The 22,048-nt window shown below is 70.1% G+C and carries 19 protein-coding genes and 1 tRNA gene; 12 read left to right on the top strand and 8 right to left on the bottom strand.

Translation table 11 applies throughout. The features are described from left to right. The first annotated feature begins 4 nt into the window (after window positions 1–4). The 3 genes from AC1DG4_RS04815 to AC1DG4_RS04805 all read left to right on the top strand — a co-directional run bounded on the left by AC1DG4_RS04815 (window position 5) and on the right by AC1DG4_RS04805 (window position 3,333). Window positions 5–517, top strand: a complete 513-nt coding sequence (locus tag AC1DG4_RS04815; RefSeq protein ID WP_477376621.1) for an FHA domain-containing protein — start codon at window positions 5–7, stop codon at window positions 515–517. Between the two features lie 132 nt (window positions 518–649). Next, window positions 650–1,663 (top strand): glutaminase A, encoded by a 1,014-nt coding sequence (gene glsA, locus AC1DG4_RS04810; RefSeq protein ID WP_477376619.1) that lies wholly within the window; start codon window positions 650–652, stop codon window positions 1,661–1,663. 29 nt (window positions 1,664–1,692) lie between these two features. Beyond that, a complete protein-coding gene (locus tag AC1DG4_RS04805) occupies window positions 1,693–3,333 on the top strand; it encodes an MFS transporter (protein WP_477376617.1) in 1,641 nt (546 codons plus the stop codon). Window positions 3,334–3,631: 298 nt separating this feature from the next. Here the strand turns inward: AC1DG4_RS04805 and AC1DG4_RS04800 are convergent, their stop codons facing one another. Further along, window positions 3,632–4,288, bottom strand: coding sequence for a histidine phosphatase family protein (locus tag AC1DG4_RS04800; protein WP_477376615.1), 657 nt, complete (start codon window positions 4,286–4,288; stop codon window positions 3,632–3,634). Window positions 4,289–4,412: 124 nt separating this feature from the next. Here AC1DG4_RS04800 and AC1DG4_RS04795 point away from each other — a divergent pair, with 124 nt between their 5' ends. From AC1DG4_RS04795 to AC1DG4_RS04785, 3 genes are read left to right on the top strand one after another with little or no spacing between them, the layout of a single operon-like run. Continuing rightward, window positions 4,413–5,054 (top strand): PadR family transcriptional regulator, encoded by a 642-nt coding sequence (locus tag AC1DG4_RS04795; protein ID WP_477376613.1) that lies wholly within the window; start codon window positions 4,413–4,415, stop codon window positions 5,052–5,054. An 11-nt stretch (window positions 5,055–5,065) separates the two neighbouring features. After that, the gene (locus AC1DG4_RS04790) at window positions 5,066–6,832 is read left to right on the top strand and encodes a sulfatase (protein ID WP_477376611.1); all 1,767 of its coding nucleotides are present in this window, start codon (window positions 5,066–5,068) and stop codon (window positions 6,830–6,832) included. A gap of 57 nt (window positions 6,833–6,889) precedes the next feature. Further along, complete coding sequence (locus AC1DG4_RS04785; RefSeq protein ID WP_477376609.1) at window positions 6,890–8,257, top strand: MFS transporter; 1,368 nt, start codon at window positions 6,890–6,892, stop codon at window positions 8,255–8,257. 69 nt (window positions 8,258–8,326) lie between these two features. Here AC1DG4_RS04785 and AC1DG4_RS04780 read toward each other — a convergent pair whose 3' ends face one another. After that, window positions 8,327–9,640, bottom strand: coding sequence for an MFS transporter (locus AC1DG4_RS04780; RefSeq protein WP_477420195.1), 1,314 nt, complete (start codon window positions 9,638–9,640; stop codon window positions 8,327–8,329). 92 nt (window positions 9,641–9,732) lie between these two features. Between AC1DG4_RS04780 and AC1DG4_RS04775 the strand changes: the two genes are divergently transcribed. Together AC1DG4_RS04775 and AC1DG4_RS04770 are read left to right on the top strand one after the other, a co-directional pair. Then, the gene (locus tag AC1DG4_RS04775; RefSeq protein ID WP_477376605.1) at window positions 9,733–10,338 is read left to right on the top strand and encodes a TetR/AcrR family transcriptional regulator; all 606 of its coding nucleotides are present in this window, start codon (window positions 9,733–9,735) and stop codon (window positions 10,336–10,338) included. Window positions 10,339–10,433: 95 nt separating this feature from the next. Next, window positions 10,434–12,284: a sulfatase-like hydrolase/transferase gene (locus AC1DG4_RS04770; protein ID WP_477376603.1), complete on the top strand. Its 1,851-nt coding sequence runs from the start codon at window positions 10,434–10,436 to the stop codon at window positions 12,282–12,284. Between the two features lie 28 nt (window positions 12,285–12,312). Here AC1DG4_RS04770 and AC1DG4_RS04765 read toward each other — a convergent pair whose 3' ends face one another. Then, window positions 12,313–13,434, bottom strand: a complete 1,122-nt coding sequence (locus AC1DG4_RS04765; protein WP_477376601.1) for a TetR/AcrR family transcriptional regulator — start codon at window positions 13,432–13,434, stop codon at window positions 12,313–12,315. A 108-nt stretch (window positions 13,435–13,542) separates the two neighbouring features. Here AC1DG4_RS04765 and AC1DG4_RS04760 point away from each other — a divergent pair, with 108 nt between their 5' ends. The 4 genes from AC1DG4_RS04760 to AC1DG4_RS04745 are packed head-to-tail and all read left to right on the top strand — an operon-like array spanning window position 13,543 to window position 18,936. After that, the gene (locus AC1DG4_RS04760) at window positions 13,543–14,817 is read left to right on the top strand and encodes an MFS transporter (RefSeq protein ID WP_477376599.1); all 1,275 of its coding nucleotides are present in this window, start codon (window positions 13,543–13,545) and stop codon (window positions 14,815–14,817) included. Between the two features lie 45 nt (window positions 14,818–14,862). Further along, window positions 14,863–15,018: a hypothetical protein gene (locus AC1DG4_RS04755; protein WP_477376597.1), complete on the top strand. Its 156-nt coding sequence runs from the start codon at window positions 14,863–14,865 to the stop codon at window positions 15,016–15,018. A 35-nt stretch (window positions 15,019–15,053) separates the two neighbouring features. Then, window positions 15,054–17,477, top strand: coding sequence for a beta-glucosidase (locus AC1DG4_RS04750; RefSeq protein WP_477376595.1), 2,424 nt, complete (start codon window positions 15,054–15,056; stop codon window positions 17,475–17,477). A gap of 19 nt (window positions 17,478–17,496) precedes the next feature. Beyond that, on the top strand, window positions 17,497–18,936 hold the full coding sequence (locus AC1DG4_RS04745) for a glycoside hydrolase family 1 protein (RefSeq protein WP_477376593.1): 1,440 nt from the start codon (window positions 17,497–17,499) through the stop codon (window positions 18,934–18,936). A gap of 91 nt (window positions 18,937–19,027) precedes the next feature. Here the strand turns inward: AC1DG4_RS04745 and AC1DG4_RS04740 are convergent, their stop codons facing one another. From AC1DG4_RS04740 to AC1DG4_RS04720, 5 genes are all read right to left on the bottom strand, one after another. Further along, window positions 19,028–19,369, bottom strand: a complete 342-nt coding sequence (locus AC1DG4_RS04740) for a YidH family protein (protein ID WP_477376591.1) — start codon at window positions 19,367–19,369, stop codon at window positions 19,028–19,030. After that, window positions 19,366–19,728, bottom strand: a complete 363-nt coding sequence (locus AC1DG4_RS04735) for a YidH family protein (RefSeq protein ID WP_233311440.1) — start codon at window positions 19,726–19,728, stop codon at window positions 19,366–19,368. Before AC1DG4_RS04735 ends, AC1DG4_RS04740 begins: the two co-directional genes overlap by 4 nt. Further along, the gene (locus tag AC1DG4_RS04730; RefSeq protein ID WP_477376589.1) at window positions 19,725–20,723 is read right to left on the bottom strand and encodes a formylglycine-generating enzyme family protein; all 999 of its coding nucleotides are present in this window, start codon (window positions 20,721–20,723) and stop codon (window positions 19,725–19,727) included. The genes AC1DG4_RS04735 and AC1DG4_RS04730 overlap by 4 nt, the downstream gene beginning before the upstream one ends. A gap of 200 nt (window positions 20,724–20,923) precedes the next feature. Next, window positions 20,924–20,996, bottom strand: a tRNA-Ala gene (locus AC1DG4_RS04725). Window positions 20,997–21,082: 86 nt separating this feature from the next. Further along, window positions 21,083–21,952 carry a hypothetical protein gene (locus tag AC1DG4_RS04720; protein ID WP_477376587.1) on the bottom strand — a complete coding sequence of 290 codons (870 nt, stop codon included), beginning with the start codon at window positions 21,950–21,952 and terminating at the stop codon, window positions 21,083–21,085. Window positions 21,953–22,048: the final 96 nt, after the last annotated feature.

The raw sequence follows: 22,048 nt of genomic DNA, 5'->3' as shown, positions 1-22,048 counted from the left end.
CGACATGAACATGCAGGAGCAGCGCGGCACCACCACGCACGCCGACTGGGGTGCAGGGCATCCTCATCTGCTGATCACCTACGAAGACACCCACCTGGTGCACGAGATCACCGAGGACGAGACGCGGATCGGATCCGGCGCAGACTGCCAGATTCGCCTCGAAGGCATCGACCCGGTGCATGCGATCATCCGTCACGACGGGCACGACGACTACGACCTCGAGATGGTCGGCCCTGGACAGACCAGCGCGAACATCGCGAAGGCGACCGAAGAGGAGGGGCGTCCCGTCGAGACGCTGCACACCGGCGCGCGTTTCACCGCGGGCGACTGGCGCTTCGTGTTCGTGCGCGACGAGTTCGCCGACCATGGCCGTCCCTACGGCGGGCGCCTCGGCGGCGAGGGCGCGCACCAGCGCCGGCAGCCGCCCCGCCCGGACTACGAGGGCGAGGGGCACACCGGCGCGATCACCGTGCCGCAGCCGCGGCCGCAGACCGCCCCTGACGTGTTCGGCGACTGACCGGCGCACACCTCCGGCGTCCCGCGGACGCGATTCCCGCGCGCCGGGTGAACGTCGCCGCATCGGCCCGCGAACGACCGCTGTCGCCGGACGGCACTCTGCGGAATACTGGTGCCCGTCAGAGGAGTCCATGTGTTCCAGGCCGATGTGAACGATGTCCCGCAGCTCAGCTTCACTGGCGCACTCCCGCACAATGCGCGGATCGACCAGCTGGTCGCCGAGGCGCATGCGCGCTACGCCGGCCACGACGACGGCGTCGTGGCCGACTACATCCCCATCCTCGCGGAAGCGGATCCGGCCTGGTTCGGACTGTCCGTGGTCGACGTCGACGGCGGCGCGCATGCGGTGGGCGATGTCGACGTCGCCTTCTCGATCCAGTCGATCTCGAAGGCATTCGTGTTCGCGCTGGCTGCGGACGAGATCGGACACGACACGATCCGCGAGGCCGTCGGCGTGAACAACACGGGGCTCGCGTTCAATTCGGTGGTGGCGGTCGAGCTCAACGACGGCAGCCCGATGAACCCGATGGTCAACGCGGGGGCGATCGCCACGACCGCGCTCGTTCCCGGTGCCCACGCCGATGAGCGCTGGCAGCGGATCCGCGACGGGCTCAGCCGGTTCGCCGGACGCCCGCTCGCCCTCGATGGCGAGGTCTACCGGTCGGAGTCGTTCACGAACCACCGCAATCACGCTCTCGCGCGCCTGCTGCAGAGCTACGACCGGCTCGCGATCGCGCCGGACGAGGCCGTCGACATCTACACCCGTCAGTGCTCGCTGGCCGTGACCGCCCAGGATCTCGCCGCGATGGGCGCGACCCTCGCCGACGGCGGCGTGAACCCGCTCACCGGCGAGCGCGTCGTCTCCGCGGAGACCGCCCGCGACACGCTCGCACTGCTTGCCTCGTGCGGCATGTACGAGCGCAGCGGCGAGTGGCTGTTCGAGATCGGCCTGCCGGCGAAGTCCGGCGTGTCCGGCGGGATCGTGGCGATCTCCCCCGGCAAGGGTGCCATCGGCGCGTTCTCCCCGCGCCTCGACGAGGCCGGCAACAGCGTGCGGGCCCAGCGCGCGTGCGCCTTCCTGTCACGGGCCCTGGGCCTCAACCTCTTCGCCTCCACGCCTCGGGGCGTCCTCGCCCCCGGTGCCTGAACGGATCCGATCGCTGTGAAGGAGTCTCCATGACCGACCTCGCTTCTCCCGTCACCCCGCCCGTCGAGGAGCGGCGCTCGTGGGCGCCCATGATCGGCCTCTTCCTCGCCCAGGTACTGATGTCGTTCAACGTCGCGGCCCTGCCGATCTCGCTGGGCGGGATGGTCAAGGACTTCGGCGTGCCGCCGACCACCGCCAGCTCGACCATCGTCGTCTACGGGCTGGCCGTCGCCGCGCTGGTCATGACGGGCGCCAAGCTCGGCCAGAGGGTCGGCTGGGTGCTCATCTTCCGGGTCGTGGTGGCCGTGTTCGCGCTCAGCAGCGTGATGATGATCATGGCGACCTCGATCGGCTGGGCGATCGGCGGTCAGGTGCTCGCGGGCGCCGCCGCCGCGATCATCGTGCCCTCGCTCGTGGCGCTCATCGCGGAGAACTACCGCGGCGCGCAGCAGGCGACGGCGGTGGGTTCGCTCGGCTCCGCACGCGCGTTCTCCGGCATCAGCGCGTTCCTCATCGGCGGCACCCTTGGCACCCTCGTCGGCTGGCGTCCGATCTTCTTCATCACGCTCGCGCTCGCGATCGCGGTGTTCGCGCTGAGCTTCGGGCTGCGCGGCGATCGCGGCAACCCCGCGATCCGGATCGACCTCGTGGCGTCGGCGCTGATCGGCGCGGCGGTCGTGCTGCTCACCCTGGGCTTCAACAACCTCAACGCGTGGGGCATCCTGCTCGCGGAGCCCGGAGCTCCGTTCTCGGTGCTCGGCCTCTCCCCCGCACCGCTGTTCGTGGTCGTGGGCGTGATGTTCGGCCAGGCCTTCTTCCTGTGGACCCGACGGCGCATGCGTCTCGGCAAGATGCCGCTGGTGGATCTGAGCGTGCTCGGCAAGCGCTCGGAACGCGCCGCGGTCTACGCGATGTTCATCATCGTGGCGATGGAGGCCGCGGTGAACTTCACCGTGCCGACCTACATCCAGGTGGTGCAGGGGCGGACGCCGTTCGACACGTCCCTGGCGATGATGCCGTTCAACCTCACGGTGTTCGTGACCGCGACCCTGATCGTGCGGTTCTACAAGCGTTTCGCCCCGCGAACCATCGCACTGTTCTCGTTCACCCTGACCACCGTCGCCCTGATCTGGCTGTCCATCGTCGTCACGAACAATTGGGAGACGTTCCCGACGATCCTCGGCCTCGTCATCTTCGGGATCGGCCAGGGATCCCTCGTCACGCTCGTGTTCAACGTGCTCGTCACGGCGGCGCCGAAGACGCTCGCGGGCGATGTCGGATCCATCCGCGGCACGACGCAGAACCTCGCGAGCGCGGTCGGCACGGCCGTGATGGGGGCGCTCCTGGTGACCCTGCTCAGCATGGGCTTCACCCAGGCCGTGACCGCGCACAAGGACCTGCCGCCGGAGATCATGACCCAGGTCGACCTGGATCAGGTGAACTTCCTCAGCAACGACGCCTTGACGGCGAAGTTCGAGGAGACCGACGCGACCCCCGCGCAGATCGACGCAGCCGTGGCGATCAACGAGGAGCAGCGTCTGCGCACGCTGAGGCTCGGCTTCCTCGTGCTCGCCGGGATCAGCGCGATCGCCGCCCTCCCCGCCTCACGCCTGCCGCGCTACCGCCCCGAGGAGATCCCCGCGCCGGACAACCTGCCGGAGAAGCCCTGACCCGACACCGCACGCGCCCGGTTCGGCACGGTGGCGCGCGGCGCGCGGCGCGCGGCGCGCGTCAGGGGCGCGTGGCGCAGCCGCCGTCGGCCGCCGAACGCAGGACCCCGCCGCCATCTGCAGGAGCGAGACCGCCGCAACCGCCGAGCACGCCCTGGGGCCCGCATGATTCCGGGGTTCGCCGCGATCGCCGGCGCCCGTGATCCTGCATTCGGGGGTACGGTCCTGCATTCGGCGCAGATCGGGGCGGGCACCCTCCGCTGAGGAGGCCGTCGACGACCGGCTCGCCGCGATCGGGTCAGGACTCGGAGGGCACCAGAGGCAGTTGCGGCCCGTGGTTCCAGGCCAGGATCGCGGGCTGCTCGCGGGTGAAGCCGAGCACGGAGACGGATCCGGCGTCCAGCGTGATCGCCGCCCCGAACCTCGGCGCCTGACGCAGGAACACGGCGGTCAGGATCCGCAGGTAGTGGCCGTGCGCGATGAGGGCGACGTCTCCCTCGACCATCGCCGGCAGTACCCGGGTGAGCACCCGCGAGGCGCGTGCGGCGACCTCCTCGACCGTCTCCCCCGGTGTCTCGCCGCGGATCACGCCGTGCGTGAAGGCGCTCCAGTTGTAGCCGAGCTCCGCGCGGATGTCCTTGGTCGTGCGCCCCTCGTATCCGCCGTAGTCCCACTCCACGAGCAGCGGATCGACATCGGCGTCCAGCCCCGCGAGCTCCGCCGTACGGCGGGCGCGCTGCAGCGGAGAGGACAGCACGAGACGGAAGTCGTATCCGGTCACGAGCGCCCCGGCCAGCCGGGCCAGCTCCTCGCCGCGCGGCGTGAGCGGGATGTCGGTGCGCCCCGTGTGCCGTCCGCTGCGCGACCATTCGGTCTCACCGTGCCGCAGCAGCACAAGCTTGCCCTGCGGGTTGTCGGGGGCGGGGTGGTCGGGCAGCGGGTCGAGAGTCTCCACCTCGCCACCGTACGCCCTGGATCTCGGTGACCTTCGCAGCTGCGGACTCTTGACGAACCTATGCCTTTTGTGTCATCCTCGGTCTGTCATCGCAAGGATGACACAAGAGTCATAGGTTGGATCAATGAAGCTCGAGCACCTCCTCCTCGGCCTGATCGGCGAGAAGCCGTCCACCGGCTACGAGATCAAGCGCTACCTCGACACGCACGGACGCTTCCTGCGCTCGAATACGACGATGAGCCAGGTCTACCGCTCGCTCGCCGGCATGGTCGAGCGCGGATGGGTCGTCTTCACCGTCGACGACCGCCCCGGCGCCCAGGACGCGAAGGTCTACCGGGTCACCCCCGAGGGCATGACCGTCCTGCTCGACTGGCTCACCGGCCCCTACAGCCCACCGAGCCGCTTTCAGGATCCGGAGTTCGGCGCGCGCCTCAGCTTCGCGGGGTTCATGACCCGGGAGCAGCTCATCGACCTCATCGAGACCGAGCTCACCGCGCGCGAGGACCAGGTCGCCCGCTTCCGCCTCCGCGACCGCACACTGCAGGTGGCCCCCGACGTCGCCTTCGACTACGAGTTCGCCGCCGCGTTCAACGAGCGCCTGCACGTGTACGGCATGGCCGCGATCGATGGCTACATGGACATGCTGCGCGAGCTGCGGCGCGACCTGCTCGACGGCGTGATCGGGTCGACACCAGGCACCTCCACTCAGGCCCCCTCAAGCCGGCCCGCCACCGCAGAGGCGCCCCAGAGCGGAGCGAACCGCTGATGCGCGCGATCATGGTCATGTTCGACAGCCTGAACCGGCACCTGCTGCCGCCGTACGGCTCGGACGAGATCCACGCCCCGAACTTCCGCCGCCTCGCAGAGCGGACCGTGACCTTCGATCGGTTCTACGCCGGATCCATGCCGTGCATGCCCGCCCGCCGCGAACTGCACACCGGACGGCACAACTTCCTGCACCGCTCCTGGGGTCCGCTCGAGCCCTGGGACGACTCGATGCCGGAGATGCTCGGCAAGGCGGGCGTGCACACGCATCTCGCGAGCGATCACCCGCACTACTGGGAGGACGGCGGCGCGACCTACCACACGCGATACACCACGTGGGAGTTCTTCCGCGGCCAGGAGGGCGACGCGTGGAAGGCGGACGTCGCGGCGACGAGCCCGCTGACCGGGTTCAAGGACCGCCTACAGCGGCAGGACGTCATCAACCGCGGATACCTCACGCGCGAGACCGAACATCCGCAGACGCGCACGTTCGATGCAGGGCTGGAGTTCCTCGCCACGAACGCGGACGCGGACACCTGGTTCCTGCAGATCGAATGCTTCGACCCGCACGAGCCGTTCTTCACGTACGAGGAGTACCGCCGGCTCTACCCGCATCGTTACGAGGGGCCCGAGTTCGACTGGCCGCCCTACGCGAAAGTGACCGAGCCCGAGGATCAGGTCGAGCACGCCCGCTACGAGTACAAGGCGCTCGTCTCGATGTGCGACCGGTCGCTGGGCCGGGTGCTCGACTTCATGGACGAACACGACATGTGGGACGACACCCTGCTGCTGGTGAACACCGATCACGGATTCCTCCTCGGCGAGCACGGCTGGTGGGCGAAGAGCGTGCAGCCCTGGTTCGAGGAGCTCGTGCACCTGCCCGCCTTCCTCTGGGATCCGCGCGCGGGCCAGGCAGGCACGCGCAATGACGATCTGGTGCAGACCATCGACATCGCGCCGACCCTGCTGGACTTCTTCGGCGTCGCACCCACCGACGACATGCTCGGGATCGCACTCCGCCCCGGAGGATCCGAGGCCGCAGAGCAAGCCGATGCCCCGCCCGCCCCGGTCCGCGATGCCGCGCTGTTCGGCATCCACGGAGGGCACGTCAACGTCACGGACGGACGCTACGTCTACATGCGCGCCTGCGCGACGCCGCAGAACGCCCCTCTCGAGGAGTACACCCTCATGCCGACGCACATGCGGGGGCGGTTCGCGCCCGCGGAGTTCGCGGGTGCGGAGCTCGCCGAGCCGTTCTCGTTCATGAAGGGCGTGCGTCCGCTGCGGCTCGGCGGTTCGGCGATGGTGAGCCCGTTCCTGCACGGCACGCTGCTGTTCGATCTGGAGGAGGATCCGCAGCAGCTGCATCCTCTCGACGATCCCGCGCTGGAGCTGCGGATGCTCCGCCTGCTCGCCCGACTCCTGCACGAGAACGACGCCCCGGAGAGCCAGTACGTGCGGCTCGGGATCCCCGCGGACGCGGAGCCCGGCGAGGAGCACCTGCTCGTGTCCGCCCAGGCCGCGCTCGCGACGGCTGCCGCGCTGCCTCTCCCGCCGCTCGGCGACTTCCCCGCCGGACGGTTCGGGCTCGGCACTCCGCTGCCGGAGCTGCTCTCGCATCCGCTCGCGCTCGAAGTGCTGCGGGGCGCGGTGCCGCAACTCGTGCACACCGAGACGCTCGGCATGCTCGGCAGCACATCGCTGTACCAGCTCGCCGCGATGATCGCCCTTCCCCCCGCGCTGTTGCACGGCGTTGCCCGCGACCTTTCCGTCCTCTGACGCCCCACTCCCCTACCACACCCCGCTCGAAGATCGACGATGATCCAGGAGACTCCTATGTCCGCACCCGAATCCGCCCCTCCCCTCGCGCCGCCGGCCGGCACCCCCACGTCGGTGATCCGCGCCGAGAAGGCGGCGCACGTGCCGCACCGCTGGCGCAACCTCTTCACCCTGACCGGCATGCTCGTGGTCGACGGCACGGAGGGCGGCCTGACCACGACGCTGTTCCCGACGATCGCGAAGGCCCTCGGCCTCGACAACGGCCACCTCGGCCTGCTCGCCGCGGCGGGCAAGATCGTCTCGGTGCCGTTCGGACCCGCCTGGGTGTGGATCTCGGGCAGGACGTCGCGCCGCACGGCGCTGGCGCTGAGCACCGCCCTGGCCGGGGTCTTCGGCATCGCCGCAGGCTTCTCGGGCGACTTCCTGGCCCTCCTGATCTTCAACACGCTGATGGCCGCCGCACTCATCGGCGCGCAGCCGATCGCCAACGCCGTGGTCTCGGATCTCTTCGACGACAAGAACCGCGCCCGCGCGGTCGGCATCTTCTACGGCGCCGCCGCCGGCATCGGGGCGGTCCTCAGTCCGCTCATCGCGCAGCTCTCGCACTTCGCCGACGGCTGGCGCTGGGGCATGTGGGCGCTCGGCGGGGTCTGCATCCTTGCCGGTATCGCGATCCTCGCGCTCTTCAAGGATCCGGGCGTCGGCGCCGCGGAGAAGCAATTGGCCGGCCTCGACGCCGAGAAGCGCGCGGAGGTGAAGCCCACCTTCCGCAGCGTGATGTCGCTGTTCCGGGTCCCCTCCTACGTCGTGATGATGGCCTCCCGTCTGCTCTCGGGACATCTGCTGATCGGTGTGTTCGGCATCCAGTTCCTCGTCACGGTGCGCGGATTCGACAACGCAACGGCCGCGATCGCAGCGCTCCCGTTCGGGATCGGCTACTTCCTCGGCACGCTCGGGGGAGGCTTCCTCGTCGGCGTCCTCGACCGTCGCGCGCCGCAGCGCGGTCGCGTCGCCTACATCCAGGCCGCGCAGGTGCTCTTCGCGGTCGTGGCGTTCTTCGGCACCCAGTTCGCCTACACCGGCATCGCCGCTTATGCGCTGATCTGGGGTCTCATGGGCATCGCACAGGGCATGAACCCGGGCGTGAACCGGCCCATCATCATGGCGATCACCCTGCCCGAGCTGCGCGGGCAGGCCTTCGCGATCATGATCACGATCTTCGAGGCGATCGGCTGGGCCGTCTTCTCGATCGGCGCCGGCTTCCTCGCCAACGCCCTGGGCCTGCAGACCGTGTTCCTCTGGGTGCTCGTGATCCTCATGCTCGTGAACGCGGCCGTGCTCGGGATCCTTTACCGCACCTACCCGCGCGATGTACGCAGGGTCGCCGACGAGCTCGAAGCCCGGAGGCTGGAGCTCTCCTCCTGACGCGGCACCGCGCGCCCGCACGACGAAGCGGCCCGTCCTCTCGGAGGCGGGCCGCTTCGTCGTGGGCTTTCAGCGCACGGACCGGATGAACTGGTTGATGATCGCGCCGATGATCGCGACGATCGCACCGCCGATGAAGAGCGCGGCATAGTTGTCGCCGCCGCCGATCATCAGGAACAAGGGGGCCGTGACCGGGACAAGCGTCTGCGGCAGCACGTTCGCGAGATGCAGCACTCCCATGTCTTTCGCGACATCGCCGCGGGAGGGCAGCACCTCCGCGATGAGCGCCTGGTCCACGGCGAGATAGGCGCCGACGGCGAACCCGGCGACGACGCCCGCGACCACGAAGACCGCGAACGTGGGGGCCATCGCCGCGACGATGTGAGCCACGGCGACGATGATCGCCGAGAGGAGCACGAACAGCTTCCGCCGCCCGAGGCGATCGGACAGCCGCCCGAGGAGAATGCTCGTGGGGATGGTCGTCGCGGCGCCGATGAGCGTCAGCAGCAGCACCGCCTTCCCGACGTTCTCCTGCGTGAACCCGAACCGATCGAGCAGGAAGTAGAGCTGGTAGTTGGCGAGCGTCATGTTGCCGAAAGTGACCAGCAGGCGGGAGACCCAGGCGAGGGCGAAGTCGGGAGCCTTGCGCGGGCTCGTCCAGAACGCCTTGAGGAACAGCATCAGGTTGAAGGGCGCGACGTCGTCGCGGCGGAGCCGACGGTCCTTGAGCACGAAGAGGAACACGGTCACGAGCACGATCAGGGCGATGCCGGGGATGAGGATCGCGGTGGTGAGATCAGGCAGGAACGCCTGCGCGAGAAACGCGCCCGCGACTCCGGCGAGGACCTGGGTGATCCCGATGAGACCGGAGACCCGGCCGAGCTGGCGTCGCGGCACCTGGTCGGGGATCACGGGGTTGAGGCCGGCGAGCAGGATATTGAACGTCAGCTGAGTGAGCGCCCACGCACCGACCAGCAAGGGGATGTTGGGCGCATACGCGAGCCCGATGAGGCTTGCCGCGCCTGTCACCATTCCGCTCAGGATCCAGGGGCGGCGCATGCCGAACCGGCTCGTGGTGCGATCGCTCAGAGCCCCGAAGATGTTCTGCGCGATGAGGGCGACGAAGGCCCCCACCCCCAGCACGAGAGAGAGACTCGTCGCCTTTCCGGCCGGATCGATCTGATTGACCTTGAGCGCAAGGGTGATGCCCGTCGCGGGCAAGAGCGCGGTCCAGGTGCCGAGGAAGGCGAAGAACAGGGAAGTCTGGAAGCCTGCGGTGACGAGCCGCTCGGGTGCGGCGGGCGGCCTGAGATCATGCGCCGCCACCGAGGCCGTCGCGGCGATCGGATCGAGGGGTGCGGCATCGGTGCGGTATTCGTCCACGGCGGTGTGGCCTTTCTCTGGCGGGTGTTCCATATTTACCGAGTACTCAGTAGATAACGCAAGACTTCCGCCGAAATCGATACGATCAGGACATGACGGATCAGTCGACGCCGACCCGGCGCACCAGGGCAGCCCGCCTCCACCCCGAGGAGCGCCGGGCGCAGATCCTGGACGCCGCCGTCGCCGTGTTCGGCCGGCAGGGCTATCGACAGGGATCCCTGAAGACCGTCGCCGACGAGATCGGCCTCACCATCCAGGGCCTGCTGCACTACTTCCCCACCAAGGAGGAGCTGCTGCTGGCCGCGCTCGAGCGTCGCAATGAGGCGGATCAGGAGGCATTGGACGCCGCCTACGCGAGCGGTGGGATGCTCGAGTCCTGCCGGCACATCCTGCGCCGCAACCTGGAACGCCCCGGATTCATGCGGCTCTTCGTGACCCTCGCCGCGGAAGCGACGGATCCGGAGCATCCCGCCCACGACTACTTCCTGCGCCGCTACCGCGGGGCGGCCGGGCAGTTCAAGGACTATCTGCGCCGCGACATCCGCGCCGGACGACTCACGCCGGATCTCGACATCGACGACGCCGCGTCGCAGGTCATCGCCCTCATGGACGGCCTGCAGCTGCAGTACCTGCTGCGGCCCGGCTTCGACCTCATCGCCGCTTTCGACGCTGCCGTCGCACCCCTCACGCGCGACTGACCCCCGCACACCGGTCGCGGCGGTGCGACCTGGTTGGCCGATTCCGCCCTCTCTGTTATAACTACTGAGTACTCGGTAGTTAGAAAGAGGTCGATGTGGACTCGCAAAAGCGCCCCAATGTGCTCTGGATCGTCTCGGAGGACTGCCCGCCGTGGTTCGGCTGCTACGGCGACCGGCTCGCCGCCACGCCCGCGATCGACGCGCTCGCGGATCGCGGGGTCGTGTTCACGGCGGCGAGCTCTCCCGCACCGGTGTGCGCCCCCTCGCGGTTCGGTCTGCTCACCGGCATCACCCCCGAGAGCCATTCCCCCGCCGATCGGATGCGGTCGGCGGCAGCGGTGCCGGACTGGATGACCACCTATCCCGAGCTCTTCCGCGACGCCGGCTATTACTGCACCAACAACGCCAAGACCGACTACAACGCCGCCTTCGATCCCGATGAGATCTGGGCGGAGAGCTCTGCGACGGCGCACTGGCGCAATCGCCCCGCGGAGGCGCCGTTCGTCGCCGTATTCAACTTCGACGCCTCGCACGAGTCCTCGGTGTTCGACGAGGAGTCGCCGTTCATGACGGCGCTGGCGCCGTTCCTCGCCCGGATGGACAGGAAGCCGTTCGCGCCCGCGGTACCGCTCGACGCCATCGACGTGCCGCCCTATCTTCCCGACGACCCCGCCGTGCGCCGCGACTTCTCCGTCTACTACTCGGCGGTCGCCGCGTACGACGCCTTCGTCGCCGGCCTGCTCGCACAGCTCGAGGAGGACGGCCTCACCCAGGACACGATCGTCCTGCTCACCTCCGACCACGGCGGGGTGATGCCGCGCAGCAAACGGTTCCTCTACGAGGAGGGCGTGCACGTGCCCCTCGTCATCGCCACCCCGGAACGACTCGGCTCGCCGCTGGGCGGCCCAGGCGCACGCGTCGCCTCGCCGGTGTCCACGCTCGCGATCGCCCCGACCCTCCTCGACCTGGTCGGGCTCGACGTTCCCGCCCAGATGGGGGCCGAGCCGCTGACCCGCACCCTGCCCGCCCACGCGTACAGCGCACGCAACCGCATGGACGAGCGCTACCAGGTGGCACGCACGGTGCGCAGCGGACGCTACCGCTACATCCGCAACTACACGCCGCATCGCCCGCATCTGCAGCATCAGGCATTCGCCTGGAACGCCGCGGGCTATCGCGCCTGGGAGAGGGCGCATCTGGACGGCCGGCTCGACGCCGCGCAGGAGCGGTGGTGGCAGCCCGCTCCCGGAGCCGAGCTGTATGACCTCGAGAGCGACCCGCACGAAGTCGTCAACCTCGCCGGAACCGCGGCTCATGCCGACGCGGAGTCGGAGCTGCGCGCCGCCCTGCGCACGCACATCCTCGCCGTGCACGACAACGGGTTCCTCGCCGAGGACTCCCCCATGCAGGGCTGGGACGAGAGCCGCGCCCCCGGCGCGTATCCGCTCGAGCGCGTGCTCGCCCTCGCCGACCGCGGCGCCGATCGGGACGCATCGGCCGTCGAGGACTTCCTCGCCGCCCTGGCGGATCGGGATCCGACGGTGCGGAGGTGGGGCGCGATCGGCCTGCTCGCCCTCGCTCCGGATCACGTCGTCGCGCCCGCCGCCGAGGACCTCCGGCGGGCGATCGAGGATCCGGACGCCTCGGTCGCTCTCCCTGCCGCGGAGGCGCTCGCGCGGATCACCGGCGACGAAGCGGCCTACCGCGCGCTCGCCGAGATCCTCCGCGACCACGACAACGTGTGGTCGCGGCTCGAAGCGGCGAACGCCCTCACTTTCCTCGACCTCGACCGCGTACGCCCGTACCGCGACGCCGTCGAGACGGCGGCCGGGAGCGGACACGAATACCTGGGGAGTGCCGCCCGGTATCTGCTGTTCCAGCTCGACGGGACCTACACGCCCGACTCCGTGGTGTTCGACGTGAGCTCGATCCTCTCGGCGCGCTGAGCCGCCGGAGCATCGAACGAGAGGCGGATCAGCGCTGCGCGCGGGAGCGCACGCTGCTGAGGACAGCCTGCAGCAGTGATGCCGGGTCCACGAGCTCCGGCTCGTAGAGCCAGGCGATGAGGATCCCGAGACACGATCCGACGACCCAGTCCGCCTCGATCGCGGGATCTCGCACGCCCTCATCCGCGAACATCCCCTCGACCGACGTCCGAGCGGCGGAGAGGCGCTCGCGGAAGAACACGTGCGCAGGATGGGACGGGACGGTCGCCTCGCAGATCAGCACCGCTTCGGCCGCGGTGACCCATCGCGGCCGCGCGGTGAGTTCGAGAACCTCGGCATGCTCGGCGGCCGCCCCGAAGAGCCCCGTGAGCACGAGGTCGAGGAGGGCGCGCTTCGTCGGCGCGGTGTGGATGAGCGCGGCACGGGTGATCCCGGCATCGTCGGCGACCGCCTGCATCGAGGTCTCGTAGTACCCGTGCGCGGCGTACTGGCGCGCGGCCGCTGCGATCACCTCTCCGTGGTCCGCGACCTCGGGAGCCATCGCGGCCGGGACGGCCGGCGCCGGAACGGCGGCACCCGCCAGGTCGGTCTCGTGCCGTGCCAGCTGACCCACGAGATCGATCTCGCCAGGGAAGTAGAGCCACAGGATCTGCAGCCCCTCCCAGCCCGCCACGAGCAGTCTCAGCTCCTGCTCACCCAGGGCCGCGGTCGGTCCGAGGCGGGTGAGCGACTCGACCGCGAGCATCATGCCTGCACGGCGACGCTCCAGCATGAGCGCGTGTCCGGGGTGCGCCGGACTCGTGCCTTCTCCGAGCAGCGCGGTGAACAGTTCGATCCAACCGGGGACAGCCTGCCCCGCTCGCGCGATCGCCGACGCCGACATGGGCTCGTCCCCATCCTCGCCTCGACGCTCCCAGCGCTGCGCACTCTCGGCGTCCAGACGGGCGATCAGGGCAGTGAGGATCTCACCGCGGGACGAGAAGTAGCGCAGCACCGCGGGATGGGAGACCCCGGCGGCCCGCGCGATGTCCCGCAGCGACGTCGCGCGATATCCCTGCTCGATGAACAGCTCGTGGGCCGCGTCGAGGATCCGCTCGACCCGCTCGCGACCTGTGCGGTAGCTGCCCCGCGCCTTCATCTCGTTCACCATGATCGATCGAGTCTTGCAGATCACAATCCTTACCACTATGGTGGTGACACTGTCCGAGGTGAAGAGGCCCGGAACAGGATCCCGAATCCTCTCGCCCTGGAGACAACGATGTCCACCAACGCTGACGCCCCGTCCCCCACCATCGAGCGCGAGCCCCGCCCGTCGGCGAGCCGGCTCCCGGCCGACCTGCGCGGCCTTTTCCGCCTCGCGCCGTTCGCCGCCGCGGCCGCCCCGCTCGCTTACGGCGTCGCCGCCTTCTTCATGGCGATCCAGGTGCAGGAGTTCGACGCGGCCGCCAAGGTCCAGCACCTCGCGCTGATCCACTCGCTGTCCGCGATCGCGGCGATGCTCGCGCAGCCGATCTTCGGCGTGCTGTCCGATCACACCCGTACACGGTGGGGTTCACGTCACCCCTGGATGCTCGTCGGCGCCGCGATCGGCACGGTCGCGCTCCTCACGGCGGGCCTCGCCCCGAACCTCGCGGCGCTCACCATCTGCATCCTCGTGGTCCAGTTCGGATTCAACGCGTGGCAGGGCCCGTTCTCCGCCTTGCTGCCCGACCGGGTGCCCGAGCGCTTCCGAGGCCGCTACTCGACGTTCGTCGGGCTCGGGGTGTTACTCGGCGCCGTGATCGGCCCGGTCCTCGGCTCGTTCTTCGTCGACAGGATCGCCCTCGGCTACGCCGCCGTCACGGGACTCGTCGTCGTGCTCATCCTGCTGTTCACGCTCATCGTGCGCGGCCGCGACAACCGCGGCGAGCCGCGCCGTCCGTTCTCGGTGGGTGCGTTCCTGTCAGCGTTCTGGGTCAACCCGGTGCGCTATCCGGACTTCTTCTGGGGCTTCCTCGGCCGGATCCTGCTCTTCGGCGGCTACTACATGACGTCGAACTACTCCCTCTACATCGCACAGGACTACATCGGCCTGACTCTCAAGGAAGCGACTTCCCTCGTCCCGTTGCTGAGCCTGATCGCCCTTCCCGGGCTGCTGATCGCGACCGCGGTCGCAGGTCCCCTCTCGGACCGCATCGGCCGCCGCAAGCCCCTCGTTCTCGCCGCAGGACTGCTGATCGCCGTCGGCGCCGCGATCCCGTTCGTCATGCCGACCGTTCCCGGACTCATCTTGCAGTCGGTCGTGGTGACCATCGGATTCGGTGCGTTCATCGCCGTCGACCAGGCCCTCATGGCCACCGTGCTGCCGGACCCCGAGGCCTATGGCAAGGATCTGGGCGTGCTGAACCTCGCCGCGACCCTGCCCGGCACGATCGCCCCCGCGGCCGCGGGTCTCATCGTGATGTCGCTCGGCTACGGCCCGCTGTTCCTCGTCGTCAGTGCGATCGGCATCGCCGGTGCTCTCGCCGTCCTCCCCATCCGCAGCGTGCGCTGAACCGCCTGACCAGAGGACGCCTTCGATGAATCAGCCCGCAACCCTGTGCCTCCCCGCCTGCAGGCGCTCGCCCAGCGCGCCTGGGACGCCGGGCCCGCGCGCGCGTGGAACGACCTCCGCCCCCGCCTCGCCGCACAGGAGCCGCTCTGGCGCCGAGACGGCCTGACCTTCTTCCCGGCGCCCTCCGTCGGCGGACGATGACGCCCCCACCGAAACCACCCGCAAAGGATGATTGCATGACCATCGACCTGCCCGCACTCGTATCCCGGCTCTCCCTCGAGCAGAAGGTCACCCTCGTGACCGGGGCATCCACGTGGACGCTCGCCTCCGAACCGGCCGTCGGCCTGTCATCGATCATGGTCTCCGATGGTCCGACCGGCGTCCGCGGACCCGCGATGGACGACCGGGATCCGTCCGCGAGCCTCCCTTCCGCCACCTCGATCGCCGCCAGCTGGGATCTGGACCGTGTGCGACGACTCGGGAAGCTCATCGCGGCCGAGGCGCGCGCGAAGGGCATCGGCGTCGTGCTGGGCCCGACGATCAACCTGCACCGCTCGCCGCGCGGCGGGCGGCACTTCGAGGCGTACAGCGAGGACCCGTGGCTGACCGGCGAGATCGCCGCGGCGTACATCGAGTCGCTGCAGGCCGAAGGCGTCGCGGCCACGCCCAAGCATTACATCGCGAACGACAGCGAGACGGATCGGGAGAGCGTCGATGTGATCGTCGACGAGCGCACGCTGCGCGAGCTCTACCTCGCCCCGTTCGAGCGGGCCGTGCAGGCCGGCGCCTGGATGGTCATGTCCTCGTACAACAAGGTCAACGGCGCTCACGCCGCATCGAACGACCTGCTGCGCACGCCGTTGAAGAGCGAATGGGGCTTCGACGGGGTCGTGGTCTCCGACTGGAATGGCGTGAAGGACACTGTGCAGAGCGCCAACGCCGCGCAGGACCTCGTGATGCCGGGCCCGGACGGGCCGTGGGGTGCCGCGCTCGTGGCGGCGGTGCGCGCGGGAGAAGTGCCCGAATCCGCTCTCGACGAGAAGGTCGAGCGTCTGCTTCGCCTCGCGGCGAGGATCGGCGCCCTCGAAGGCGCCCCCGCGGCGAAGCACGTCCCGGCGTGGACGGCGCCCGACGTCGCCGACCTACTGCGTGAAGCCGCCGCGGACGGCATGGTGCTCGTCCGCAACGACGGCGTGCTGCCGCTCGATGGGGCGCCGAAGGTCGCGGTGATCGGTCAGCATGCGCAGCACGGGCGCGCGCAGGGAGGCGGCTCCGCGATGGTGTTCCCGGCCGTCGAGCACTCCCCCTGGGACGGCATCGCCGCAGCGTTCCCCGGAGCTGTGTCGGCGCCGGGGCTGCCCCCGGTCTCCGAACTGCGCCCGTTCCCCCGAGGCGCACTCGCCGCCCCTGACGGCGCGGCGGGCACCCAGGTGCACTACATCGACGAGTCCGGCACGGAGTTCGGCGCCGAGACATTCCCCTCCGGGCGCTTCGGCTGGCTCCTCGCCCCGGAGCTGGCGCGGTCGAAGCGGCTCGAGTTCCGCACCATCTACACCGCGGAGCAGTCGGGACCTCAGCGGATCGGTTTCGCCGGGCTGGGCCGTGCCACGCTCCGGATCGACGACGAGACCGTGGTGGACGAGGAGATCGCCCCGGCCGGTGGCGACCTGGTGTCCGGGGTGCTGCACCCTCCTGTCCGTTCCGCCGAGGTCGATCTCGAGGCGGGGCAGCAGGTGCGGATCGAGCTCGACCTTGTGCCATTCCTGCCCGGAGGGTTCCCGTTCGCCATGGTCCTGCTCGGGACCGAGAGCGTCTTCGGCGACCCGGAGGCCGAACTGCAGCAAGCGGTGGATGCCGCCAGGCACGCAGACGTCGCGATCGTGGTGGTAGGCACGAGCGAGAGCATCGAGTCCGAGGGCTTCGACCGCCCGTCCCTCGCGCTCCCCGAGGGCCAGGACGACCTTGTGCGCCGCATCGCAGCCGTCAACGACCGCACGATCGTGGTCGTGAACTCCGGTGCGCCCGTGCTCATGCCGTGGGTTGATGAGGTGGCGGCGGTGCTGCTGAGCTGGTTCCCCGGCCAGGAGTTCGGCACTGCTCTCGCCGACGTGCTCACCGGGGCCGTGGAGCCGGGAGGGCGGATGACCACGACCTGGGCCCGCAACCAGGACGACGTGCCGGTGTGGAACACGACACCGCAGGACGGGAGGCTCGCCTACCACGAGGGACTGAACATCGGCTACCGCGCCTGGGCAGGACGCCCCGAAGGCCCCGCCCCTGTCGCGGCCTTCGGGTCGGGACTCGGCTACACGCAGTGGCGCATCGCCGACGAGAAGGCCATCCGGTCCGACGGAGGCGCCCGAGTCTCCGCGACCGTGACCAACGTCGGCGGCCGCACGGGCAAGCAGGTCGTCCAGGCCTTCGTGTCCCGCGTCGACGACTCGGAGATCGAGCGCCCCGCGCTCTGGCTCGCCGGATTCGCCGCGGTCCGGGCAGAGGCCGGGGTCACGACGCCGATCGCGATCTCGATCCCGCGACGCGCCTTCCAGCACTGGTCCGTTGAGGATCACGCCTGGATCGCCGAGCCCGGACGCTACGCCCTGCGGATCGGTGCCGGGGTCGACGCCCTCGGCGACGAGCACATCATCACGATCGACTGACGACACGAGGAGACGGATCATGTCACGAGTACCAGAAGGGTTCCTCTGGGGAGCCTCCACCGCCGCCCACCAGGTGGAGGGAAACAACACCTCGAGCGACTTCTGGCGATGGGAGGGCGACGGTTTCCTGACCGAATACTCCGGGGATGCCGACGACAGTTACCATCGCTACGCCGAGGACATGCGCCTCCTGGCCGATGCGGGCCTGAACGCCTACCGGTTCAGCATCGAGTGGGCGCGGATCGAGCCGGAACGGGACCGCTGGTCGTTCGCCGAGCTCGCCCACTACCGCCGCATGATCGACACCGCCCGCGAGCTCGGACTCGAGCCGGTCGTCACGCTCCACCACTTCACGTCGCCGTACTGGTTCGCCGAGGCCGGGGGCTGGATGAGCGGTGAAGCGCTGGAACGGTGGCGCCTCTATGTCGAGAAGGTATCGACCATTCTCCACGGCGTCGAATGGGTGTGCACCATCAACGAGCCCAACATGGTCGCCCTCATGCAGAAGTTCGTTGCCGGCATGGAGCACGGCGAGGGACTCACCCTCGCCCACGACGGCCCGCTGAGCCCGGACCCCGTGCTCGGGGAGCGGATGGTCGAGGCGCATCGGATCGCGACCATGGTGCTGCGCGAGCGAACCCGGGCGAAGGTCGGCTGGACGATCGCCCAGCAGGCCTTCACCCCGACTCCGGGCAACGAGGAGGTGTTCCGCGACGTCACGTGGGCGTGGGAGGACCTCTACCTGGAGGCCTCACGCGGCGACGACTTCGTCGGCGTGCAGTCGTACACCACGCAGCCGGTGAACGAGCATGGCCCTGTGCCGCATCCGGCCCACCCGGACAACACCCTCACCGGATGGGCGTACCGTCCGGACGCGCTCGGACTGGCTCTGCGGCACGCGCACGAGGTGACCGGCCTCCCCCTGCTCGTGACGGAGAACGGCATCGCGACCGGCGATGACGCGCGCCGCATCAGCTACACGACCGAAGCGCTCCGGCATCTCGCCGCGGCGATCGAGGACGGGATCGATATCCGCGGCTACCTGCACTGGTCAGCGCTGGACAACTACGAGTGGGGGCACTGGGCGCCGACGTTCGGACTGATCGCAGTCGATCGGGAGACCTTCGCCCGCACCCCCAAACCGAGCCTCGGCTGGCTGGGTGAGGTCGCCCGCACGGGGGCATCTGGGATCCCTGCCGGAACCGCGTCGTTCACTCCGGATCCTGCCGCGAACGCCGGGTCCTCGGCACTCTTCTCCCGCGACTCCCCCGTGGGCGACCTTCTGGACGATGAGCGCAGCAGGGCGCTGCTCGAGGCCGCAGCCCCCGGAATCGGCGCGCACCCGATGATCGGCATGGCGAGGGGCTTCCCGCTCGCCGCCGTCGCCGGTATGGCGAAGGACGTGCTCTCGGCGGAGGCGCTCGACGCACTCGACGCGCGCCTCCGCGCGATCGTCTGAGCCGCTCCGCCCGCAGGCGCCCCGGGTCGCCCTTCTCATCGAGGGCGGCACGGGGCGCTTCGCCGCCCCCTTCAGCTGCCGACGGCGGCCTTCACCCCCGACCGAGCACGAAAATCAGACAGAGCACCCCGACGAGCAGTGTCGCACCGGTCAGTGCGGCGACCGGCCAGCCGGAGCGCAGCACGACCGGTTCTGCCGAGGTGAGCGCCCGGTGCTGGCGCCGGTAGCGCCGGTGCGAGCCGACCAGCACGACCAGGGCGAGGGCGAGCCCCGCGAAGCCGAGCACGAGCGCAGCCCCGCCGATCACCGACGGCAGGATCCGCATGATCACGACGGATCCTCCGGCAAGCGCCAGCGCCGTGCGCCGCCACGCCAGGGCGGTGCGCTCCGGCTGCAGGCCGGGGTCGAAGACCCGCTCGGATTCGCTGCTCACGCCAACAGCACCCCGAGCAGCACGAGGATCCCCGTCGCCACGACCACGAGGACGAGCGGGATCGCGATCCACGGCGGGCCCAGCGGGGTCGACTCCCGCAGCGACCGCTCGGTGCGCATCCAGCCCAGCCACGCCTGCACCGGGGTCAGCAGCCCCGCCACGATGAGCAGGATCGACGCCGCGTGCCTGAATCCGGGATGCATGCCCAGGCCCAGCGCTTCCAGCGCGACGCCGCCCGCGAGCAGAGCGAGGGAGGTGCGGATCCAGGCCAGGAACGTTCGCTCATTCGCGAGCGTGAAGCGGGCATCCGGCTCCTCGCCGCGGTCGTAGACGCGCCGGGGGAAGCGGCTGGTGCTCATGCGTTCTCCGTTCGGAGCGAGACGGTGCGGAATCCGGCGTTGCCCATCGACGAGTCGGGCGTGTTCGAGCTGCGCGCGGAGTTGCGGTAGCGGTTGCAGTACGAGATGTGGCACAGGTAGCTGCCGCCGCGCAGCACGCGCGCCATGCCGAGCGTCGGGCCCCGCGGATACGACTCGGCCGAGCGCTCGTACGTGCGCGGATCGAACCAGTCCGCGCACCATTCCCACACGTTGCCGACCGGCTGGAAGAGTCCGTACCCGTTGGCGGCGAAGGCGCGCACCGGAGCGGTGGTCAGCCAGCCGTCGTCGAGGGTGTTCTCGCGGGGGAACGAGCCCTGCCAGATGTTCGTGCGCCACCCGCCGTCGTCCGGCTCCTCGTCACCCCAGGGGTACTTCGCCCCGTCGAGCCCGCCACGGGCGGCGTACTCCCACTCGGCCTCGGTGGGCAGCCGTCGGCCGGCCCAGGCGCAGTAGGCGACGGCGTCGTTCCAGCTCACATGCACGACCGGGTGGTCCGCGAGCCCGTCCAGATCCGAGCGGGATCCGCCCGGGTGCGCCCAGTCCGCGCCGCGTACGCCGTACCACCAGGGGGTACCGGCGGCCGGGCCCATGATGTCGGCGTCGGGGGCGCTCACCGCCAAGTGGAACACGGCGGAGAAGCCGAAGGTCTCCGCCTCGGTGCGATAGCCGGTGGCCTCGATGAAGCGAGCGAAGTCGGCGTTCGTGACGGTGGTCGCGTCGATCTCGAAACCCTCGAGCGCGACCCGGTGCCGCGGGGTCTCGCCGTCGCCCCGATTCTCATCGCCCGAGGAGTCGCCCATCACGAAGGATCCGGCAGGCACCTGCGCCTGTACGATCGCATGTCCGCCGCCGGCGTCTCCCCCGGCCCCACCCCGCGCGCCGAGCAGCGGAAGCGCCGTACGCCCGCCGGACAGCACATCGCGCGGCGGCGCCCCGCACGCGCAGTCGGGACCGCAGGAGGTCGAATCACCCATGGGATCCATCTTCCCTGACCTGAGGCGGAGAAGACCGACGCATCGCGGGCCGGCGTCGGCGATGATCTGCGCGGTCTGCCACGCATCGCGCCGCGAGTGACCGCGGCGGGCAGCCGCTGCCGGACGAGCACGACGGCACGGCTCGCGGGCTGCGCCGACGACGAAGGCCCCGAGCGACTGCTCGGGGCCTTCTGTTCCGGTGGACCCAAGGGGATTTGAACCCCTGACCTCCTCGATGCGAACGAGGCGCGCTACCAACTGCGCCATGGGCCCGTGAACCAGATAAGCCTAACACGGGGATCCGGAGGCGCTCATCATCGGGGGCGCGCGCAACGCGCGCCGGGCGTGTCGGGATCCGCTCAGCCGGCGGCGCGCTGGGCGAGCAGCTGGCGCACGTGCGCCTCGATCTCGGCGTCGTCGACATAGCCCATCCGCGCGTACGGCGACTCCTGCGCGGCGGCCGGAGCAGGCAGCTCCGCAGGCGCCGGAGGGGCCAGCTCATCGGCCTTGCGCTGCAGTTCGGCGGCGCGGGCCGCCTCGCGGGCGAGGGTCTGGGCGTCGATCGAGGCGCGCGCTGCGTGCGCACGGGAGCCGGCGACCGAGACGAGGGGCTCGGGCAGCGTGCGCGGCGTCCAAGTACGCGGGCCCTGGTCGTGCAGTTCGGCCTCCCGAGCAGGCGTGTTCTCCGACTCGGGCGGCGCCACGATCCGCGCGGCACGGCGAGCCGCGCGGCGGGCGACAGCCGCCATCCGCTGCAGCATCAGCAGGGCGAGCAGCGCGACGGCGCCTCCGGCCCAGAGCAGGACGGAGGATCCGGCGGCGATCAGCTGCCAGACGCCGATGCCCACCGCCCCCAGCGCGAGGATGAAGAGCACCGTGGACGTGAGCCGGGTGCGACGACGGGCGCGGGCGCGACGGAAAGCAGGATCGGCGTGCGTCTCGGCGAGCTGCTCACGCAGCCGCTGCAGGTCGGCCTGCTCGCGGTCCGTCTGCAGCCGCTTGGCCAGCTTCTGCTGCGCGAGCGCGGTGCGTGCGTTCAGCTCGAGCTGCACCTCGCGGGGCGCCTCGCTGGTCTCGGCGAGCACGCGCAGGGCGCGATTCAGGCGCAGCGCATTGCGCTCGGCGGCGTCGTACTGGTGTTGCCCCCGCCACGAAGGCAGGAAATAGAGCAGCCACAGCAGCGCCGCGACCAGGACGATCACGCCCCCGCTCAGCACCGGCCCGTTCATGCCCTCCACGGTATGCGACAGGCTGCTCGCGACCGCGCCGACACGCGCACGCCGACCCCAGGCAGACCCCATACAGTGCCTCGTGGATCCCTGCAC

It is taken from the genome of Microbacterium sp. 05N427 (genome assembly GCF_056397105.1).
The sequence above is the reverse complement of the archived record's forward strand: the minus strand, read 5'-3'. Positions and strand labels throughout refer to the sequence as shown.